The sequence below is a fragment of the Phenylobacterium sp. genome (assembly GCF_044371015.1).
GTDB lineage: Bacteria > Pseudomonadota > Alphaproteobacteria > Caulobacterales > Caulobacteraceae > Phenylobacterium.
The window spans coordinates 1-6,266 of the sequence record NZ_JBILUK010000191.1 but is presented as its reverse complement, the minus strand read 5'-3'; the positions used below and the strand labels follow the sequence as shown (position 1 = coordinate 6,266).

Genomic DNA, 6,266 nt, shown 5'->3' with positions numbered 1-6,266 from the left:
CCCGTCGTCGGGCGCGGGTTGCGCCACGAGCGCCAGCGCCAAAAGCATCGACGACATCACGGGGTTTCGGATCTCCGGTTGGCAGGGCCGGGCGCCCCTTGCCAGAAGGGACCCCGATGCGGTGTAAGCGCCCCCTCAAACTAGAGTTCGGATGCGCGGCGAGCAAACGCTTCGCGCAAGGGTTCCGGGCGCAAGGGGATCGGTATGGACGGCGGCGTTAGCGAAAACAGCTACAGTTCCAAGCGGACGGTGGTGACCGAGGGCGAGTGGGCCGGCTGGCACTACTATCCCGGCGGGGATCCTTATGAGGACCTGGTCGGGCCCTTCTACTCGCGGATCGACGACAAGGGTCCGATCTGCGCCTTCCGCCCCGAACGGCGGCACATGAACGGCGGCATGTTCATGCACGGCGGCTGCATCATGAGCTTTGCCGACTTCTGCCTGTTCGAGATCGCCCGCGAACCCTTGAGCCAATCCGGCGGCAACAGCGTGACGGCGACGTTCAACGGTGAGTTCGTCGGAGCCGCCGTGGAAGGCGAGATCGTCGAGTGCCGGGGCGAGGTGGTGAAGGCGGGGCGCAGCATGGTGTTCGTGCGCGGATTGATCACCCAGGGCGACAACCCGATCATGAGTTTCTCGTCTGTCTTGAAAAAGACAGGGTCGCGGAAGACATAGGCGACCCATGATACGCCAATTCATCATCCCGACCCTTTTCGGCGCCGCGCTTGCGCTGCCGGCAGCCGCGCAGGCTGCCGGCAGCGTGGAAGGCGTGTGGCGCAATCCGAAGAACACGGTGCACATCCATATCAAACCGTGCGGGGCCAACCTGTGCGGCTATGTGGTCTGGGCGACGGCCAAGGCGAAAGCCGACGCCAAGGAAGCCGGCACCGACCCTCTGGTCGGGGCGCAGCTCTTCCGCAATTTCCAACCCAGTAAGACCGACACCTGGAAGGGCCGGGTTTTCGTTCCGGACATGAACGCCACCTTTGGCGGCTCGGCTCAGTTGATCGACGCCAACACGCTCAAGGCCAAGGGCTGCCTGATCGCGGGCCTGGCCTGCAAGACGCAGAACTGGAAGCGCGTGACGAGCTGACGGCTCGATCCTTCCCTTCCGTCACGCTTCCGGCCAAGCTGGGGCGCAAACGGGGGAAGCGGCCATGATCCAGGCCAAATGCCATTGCGGGGCGGCCAGCCTCGGCCTGCCGACGGCGCCGACCGAGGCGACGGAGTGCAACTGTTCGATCTGTCGGCGGATCGGCGCCCGCTGGGTGTATTTCACGCGACAGGAGGTGACCCTGCCGGCGCCGCAGTCGACGCAGGTCTATGTCTGGGGTGATCGGATGCTGGCCTTTCACCGTTGTCGATCGTGCGGGGTCACCACTCATTGGCAGAGCCTGGACGGGTCGCGAGATCGGATGGCCATCAATGCCCGCCTGATTGATGGCTTGGACTGGAGTGCGATCCGGGTGCGCCCCTTCGACGGCGCCGACACCTGGAAGTACCTCGACGAGGACGACGCGGTTTGAAACTCTCCGTTCTCGACCTGTCGCCAGTCACGGGCCAGGCGACCCAGGCTGAGGCTGTGCGCCAGACGATCGAAGTGGCTCGCGCCGCCGAGGCGCTGGGCTATCACCGGTTCTGGGTGGCCGAACACCACAACATCGCAACCCTGGGCTCGCCCAACCCGGAGATCCTGATCGCCGCCCTGACCCAGGCGACCACGCGCATCCGACTGGGATCGGGCGGGGTGATGCTGGTGAACTATTCGCCGCTGAAGGTGGCGGAGAGCTTCATGGAGCTTGAAGCTCTGGCGCCGGGCCGGATCGACCTGGGCCTCGGCCGCGCGCTGGGCGCGGACGGGCGAACGGGAGGGGCGCTGCGCTCTGTGGGGTCCGACGCGTTTCCGCACTACTTCCAGTTGCTGACCGCCTGGCTTCTGGATTCCTCGGGAAAGGTCCCGATTCCCGAAGGTCATCCGATCTTTGATATCAAGGCCAATCCGACCGGGCCTTCGCACCCTGACGTGTTCGTGCTCTGCACCTCCGAGGAAAGCGCCAGCTTCGCCGGCATGATGGGCGTGGGCCTGGTGTTCGCCGAGTTTATCGCCCGCACCGAGGCGGGGCCGTCGATCGCCGCCTACCGCCGGGCCTTCCGGCCCTCGGCGTTCCGAAGCGAGCCCTGGGCGGGGACGGCGGTAGTCGCCTATGCGGCGGAGACCGACGAGGACGGCTGGCGCGGCGATGCGCCCAGGCGCGCGGGTACGGTCGCGATGTTGTCCGGCAGGCGGCGGCGGTTCACGGAGATTGCTGAGGCCGAGGCGTTCCTGGCCGAGTGGAAGGGCACGCCGGTGCTTGAGGACGTTGAGCGTCGGACCCTGGCGGCCTCCGCGCCGGTGATCCGGGAGCGTCTGGCCCAGAAAGCGGGGATGGCGGGCGCTGACGAGGTGTTCGTGATGTCCGCCGGACCATCGCTGGACTTGAGGCTGCGGTCTCTTGAGCTCCTGGCGCCGCGGTAGGCGCCAAGAGTTCCAACACCTTAGGCCCTAGGCGCGGCGGGCGAGCCACGCCTCGCGGGTGAGCAACCAGATCTGCTTCTCGCCCTCGCCCGAGACATACTGGAATGGCTCGCGGCCGACTTCGATCGCGCCCTGTTTCTCCTTGACCCGGGCCGAGGCGCGGTTGCCGACCGCGTTGGTCAGGTAGAGGAACGGCCAGGCCAGCCGTTCGAAGGCGTAGGCCGTCACCGCCTCGGCCGCCTCGGTCATCAGGCCCTGGCCATGGAGCAGCGGGTCGAGCCAGAAGCCGCGCATGTCCCGGCGATCCGCGGGCAGTGGCCACAGATCGATCCGACCGCGCAGGTCGTCGGAGCCCTTGAGCGTAATCGCCCAGTAGAACTGCTCGCCGCGGGCGCGTTTCTCAAGGCACTCGGCCATATTGGTCGCCGCGCCATTGGCCGGATAGGGCCATGGGATCGTCGCGCTTAGGTACTTCACAAGTTCCCATTGCGGGAAGATGTACTGGATGGCCGGAACGTCGCGCTCGGCCAGCGGGCGCAGAATCAGCCGCTGAGTCTCCAGCGTGGGGGTCGGCGGTAAGGGCGTGAAATCGGTCATTTTCCATCTCGTTTGGGAAATGCCGGTGGCGGGGCGCCTTCCTGTTCGCATCGCGTGAGCCCCAGCCGGTCCGGCGGGGCTTTGATCTGGAAGGCTATACGTCGACGCGCGCAAGTCCGTCCCGACGCCCCGCGAGGGTGGCAGCGTTGCAACCGGACGAGCTTGCAGGCTGGTGAACCATGCCGCTGCGTTAGGCGGCGAACTCGGCGCCGTCAACTTAATGGGGGGCTTGGCAATGGTGCGTCCGCGTCCCACTTGAGCAGTATGAACAACAACGCCATCGCCGCCACGCTCGCCCTTACCCTCTTCGCCGCTGCGCCGGCCGCCGCCGCCGAACCGCCGAGCGCGGGGCCGCTGGATCCTGCGACCTTCTACGCCGGGACCTGGTACGAGCAGGCGCGGACGCCGACCGGGCTGACCAAGGGCTGCGAATGGGCGACCACCGCCTACAGCCGCGACGACAAGGGGCGTATCCAGGTGCGCGACGAGTGCCGGCAAGAGCGCGAGGATGGCTCGCTGCGCGCCATCGCCGGACCGGGCCAGATCAAGGACGAGGGCGTCAACGCCACCCTGGAGGTCCGCTATCGCTTCGGACCGTTCCGCCCGACGCGCACCTATCGGATCATCGCGACGGACCCGGACCGGAGCTGGTTCGCGTCAGCCGAGCCGGAGTTTGAACGAGTCTATCTGTTCAGCCGCGCCGTGGCGCCGCCGATGGCCGAGGTTGAGGCCTGGGTCGGCAAGATCCGGGCGCTCGGCTACACGGGCGAGCTGGAAATCCTGGCCACGCCGGGTCGGCCCAGACCCTAGAGTTGGAGCGTGACGGGCGCCTGAACCGGCAACCACTTCAGGCTGTCACACTCTGGTTCGCTTTCGAGGCTCCTTGACCGCGGTCATCAGGATCAGGAACGCGGCGACCAGGAAGCCCAGCGAGGCGAAGAAGACCGTGTTGTAGCCATAGAATTCGGCGACGACGCCGCCGATCAGCGGCCCGGCGGTCGCGGTGATGCTCTCTGCGGTGGCGGAAAACGCAATGCGCATGGGCAGCTCATCGCGGGTGCCGAACTCCAGGATCATGGTCTGGGACGCCATCATGTAGCCGGAGAGCGAGGCCCCGAGGAGCGCGAAGGCGGCGAAGACTTGCACGGGTTCATGCAGGTAGATCAGCATAACCGTCGCGCCCATCCAGCCGATCAGCGAGACGACCAGCACGGCCCGGAAGCCGGTCTTGTCTCCCATGTAGCCCCAAAGAAGGTTGGAGAGCGTGTCGGCGCCCAGGAAAGCGAAGGTGAGCAGGCCCAGGGTGGCCCCGTCGGCCCCCACCTGCTGACCGACGTGCAGGATGTAGAACGGCGTCGCGATGCGCGCGGAGGTCGCCAGCATCTGCATGATCAGGAAGAAGCCATAAGCCGGGTCCTGGCGGACCAGCGCAGGGAAATCCATCAAGCGGTCGCGGAAACGGGCCTGTGTGCGGGTGGTGGGGGGCTCGGGTTCCTTTAACAGTATCTGCAGCGCCCAGAGACCGGCGCTGGTCAGGGCGAAGGCGAAGACGAAGGTGGTGGAATAGCCGTTGCCGAACAGGTTCGGCTCAATGAAGTAGCGTCCGGCCACCCAGGCCAGGATCGCCGCGATCAGCCCGCCAGTGGCGTTGCGCCAAGCCTGAAGGCGACCGCGCCGTTGTAGCGGGATGACCTTGGCCATGAGGGTGGAGAACACCACCCGCTGAGCGCCCATGAAGACGCCGAACATGAAAATGAAGAACAGCAGCGCCCAGACCAGGGGCTGGCCCGAAAGGAACCAGCCGGCGAGCGCCATGCCGAGGATGGCGAGCCGGCCAAGGCTCCCCATCCATACGGCCGCCGGCATCAGCCGCTTGCGGTGCTCAACCTTGGTGGCGCCAAAGATCGGCGAGATGATTCCGCCCACCTGCTGGAGGGCCAGCGCCAGCCCAACGATGCTGTTGGAGCCAGAGACTGCGAACAGATAGGCCGGCAGAAAGGTGGGGGCGTTGACCAGCCGGAAGCCGGTCATGCCCAGCATGCCATGGAGGTAGTTGCCGGCGTAGTTCCGGGGCAGATTGTCCCAGACGAACTTCTCGTAAGCGGCCTCACGCTCGGCGAGGTCGGCTTCGTCCGGCGTCACGACGGCGTCGGTTTCGTCGAGGCGGGTCGTCACGCTTGTCACTTCCCTGGCGCCGGGCATTGGCCCACGCGGTCAGGGCCCCCTGGCTGCGGAAAAATTCGAACATCCGGTCCGGAAGGAACTGGACTCGCATTCAATGCTAAGGGGTTTCGCCGGCGCGGCAACCGGCCTTGAAGCCCATCTTCATCGCCGGGCGCATTCCCTTGACCACCCGGGAGAGCGGTCCACACTGGCCGCCTCAGTTCGGAAGGAAGACCACCATGCGGGGACCGACGCCGATTCTGGCCATGATCTTTGCGCTGGGCGTCGCGGGTGTGGCGCAGGCTTCGGAGTTTGTGGTGGTGGCCTCGACCGATCCCGCCATTGCTCGGGGGCGTAGCGTCGCGGCGGGCGCGACCCTGCCGCTGGGCGTCGGCAAGACCGTGATGGTGATCGACACCTCAGGCCAGATCACCCGACTGACCGGCGGGGCCGGCGGCGTCACCTTGCCGCGCCGACAATTGTCCGCCGCCAACTCCGACCGAGTGGCAGTGCTGAAGATGCTGGTCGCTCAGCCGCGGCTGAAGCGTTCGGGACCCAGCGCAAAACCCTGCCCGGAGGTGGACCTGACCGCCTTTGAGGGCATCGTGACCACGGCCCAGGTGGATGGATGCCTCACCCGGGCGCGCGCGGCCTTCGAGGCCTATGTGGCCCGCGCCTCGGCCCCGTAGCGCCGCCAGAGAAGCCCGAAGGAAGCGGTCGCGCCGAGCAGCGCGATCAGGATCGCCGCCGCATAACCGAGCCCCAGGGCGAGCATAGCGGCTCCGGCCAGGCAGGCGCCGGCGCTCCCCAGGTCCCATCCGGTTTCCGTCGCCACGCTGTATCGGAGCGGGCAAGGCGTGGCCGACGCCAGATCGTAGAGCACCGCTCCGATCACAGGGGTCCAGAACGCGAAGGCCAGAGCTCCCATGGCGTTGGCCGCCACCGCCACCCAGGCTTGTTCCAACCCCAGGCTTCGGAACAGTACGAGGCC

General features: G+C 66.8%; 8 protein-coding genes and 1 pseudogene. 6 read left to right on the top strand and 3 right to left on the bottom strand.

All coding sequences use genetic code 11. The annotated features are described in order from the left end of the window. Positions 1 to 204: 204 nt before the first annotated feature. The 4 genes from ACIQ3R_RS13895 to ACIQ3R_RS13880 all read left to right on the top strand — a co-directional run bounded on the left by ACIQ3R_RS13895 (position 205) and on the right by ACIQ3R_RS13880 (position 2,515). Positions 205 to 675 (top strand): PaaI family thioesterase, encoded by a 471-nt coding sequence (locus ACIQ3R_RS13895; protein WP_397419455.1) that lies wholly within the window; start codon positions 205 to 207, stop codon positions 673 to 675. 7 nt (positions 676 to 682) lie between these two features. Next, positions 683 to 1,093 (top strand): DUF2147 domain-containing protein, encoded by a 411-nt coding sequence (locus ACIQ3R_RS13890; RefSeq protein ID WP_397419454.1) that lies wholly within the window; start codon positions 683 to 685, stop codon positions 1,091 to 1,093. Positions 1,094 to 1,157: 64 nt separating this feature from the next. Further along, positions 1,158 to 1,526 carry a GFA family protein gene (locus ACIQ3R_RS13885; RefSeq protein WP_397419453.1) on the top strand — a complete coding sequence of 123 codons (369 nt, stop codon included), beginning with the start codon at positions 1,158 to 1,160 and terminating at the stop codon, positions 1,524 to 1,526. Further along, positions 1,523 to 2,515, top strand: a complete 993-nt coding sequence (locus ACIQ3R_RS13880) for an MsnO8 family LLM class oxidoreductase (RefSeq protein WP_397419452.1) — start codon at positions 1,523 to 1,525, stop codon at positions 2,513 to 2,515. Before ACIQ3R_RS13885 ends, ACIQ3R_RS13880 begins: the two co-directional genes overlap by 4 nt. 27 nt (positions 2,516 to 2,542) lie before the next feature. Here ACIQ3R_RS13880 and ACIQ3R_RS13875 read toward each other — a convergent pair whose 3' ends face one another. Continuing rightward, positions 2,543 to 3,112, bottom strand: a complete 570-nt coding sequence (locus ACIQ3R_RS13875; RefSeq protein ID WP_397419451.1) for a GNAT family N-acetyltransferase — start codon at positions 3,110 to 3,112, stop codon at positions 2,543 to 2,545. A gap of 264 nt (positions 3,113 to 3,376) precedes the next feature. Between ACIQ3R_RS13875 and ACIQ3R_RS13870 the strand changes: the two genes are divergently transcribed. Then, positions 3,377 to 3,922 carry a lipocalin family protein gene (locus ACIQ3R_RS13870; RefSeq protein WP_397419456.1) on the top strand — a complete coding sequence of 182 codons (546 nt, stop codon included), beginning with the start codon at positions 3,377 to 3,379 and terminating at the stop codon, positions 3,920 to 3,922. Positions 3,923 to 3,967: 45 nt separating this feature from the next. Here the strand turns inward: ACIQ3R_RS13870 and ACIQ3R_RS13865 are convergent, their stop codons facing one another. Continuing rightward, entirely contained in the window at positions 3,968 to 5,287 is a 1,320-nt protein-coding gene (locus tag ACIQ3R_RS13865; RefSeq protein WP_397419450.1) for an MFS transporter, read from the bottom strand. Positions 5,288 to 5,514: 227 nt separating this feature from the next. On the opposite strand from ACIQ3R_RS13865, the gene ACIQ3R_RS13860 reads away from it, so the two are divergent. Beyond that, positions 5,515 to 5,964 carry a hypothetical protein gene (locus ACIQ3R_RS13860; RefSeq protein ID WP_397419449.1) on the top strand — a complete coding sequence of 150 codons (450 nt, stop codon included), beginning with the start codon at positions 5,515 to 5,517 and terminating at the stop codon, positions 5,962 to 5,964. Here the strand turns inward: ACIQ3R_RS13860 and ACIQ3R_RS13855 are convergent. Beyond that, a pseudogene (locus ACIQ3R_RS13855) lies at positions 5,937 to 6,266 on the bottom strand (hypothetical protein); the annotation flags it as partial. The gene ACIQ3R_RS13860 and the pseudogene ACIQ3R_RS13855 overlap by 28 nt on opposite strands.

What these genes read in the sequence shown, in the direction of transcription:
- ACIQ3R_RS13895 (WP_397419455.1), top strand. Translation starts at nt 205, where the DNA reads ATGGACGGCGGCGTTAGCGAAAACAGCTACAGTTCCAAGCGGACGGTG.
- ACIQ3R_RS13890 (WP_397419454.1), top strand. Translation starts at nt 683, where the DNA reads ATGATACGCCAATTCATCATCCCGACCCTTTTCGGCGCCGCGCTTGCG.
- ACIQ3R_RS13885 (WP_397419453.1), top strand. Translation starts at nt 1,158, where the DNA reads ATGATCCAGGCCAAATGCCATTGCGGGGCGGCCAGCCTCGGCCTGCCG.
- ACIQ3R_RS13875 (WP_397419451.1), bottom strand. Translation starts at nt 3,112, where the DNA reads ATGACCGATTTCACGCCCTTACCGCCGACCCCCACGCTGGAGACTCAG.
- ACIQ3R_RS13870 (WP_397419456.1), top strand. Translation starts at nt 3,377, where the DNA reads ATGAACAACAACGCCATCGCCGCCACGCTCGCCCTTACCCTCTTCGCC.
- ACIQ3R_RS13860 (WP_397419449.1), top strand. Translation starts at nt 5,515, where the DNA reads ATGCGGGGACCGACGCCGATTCTGGCCATGATCTTTGCGCTGGGCGTC.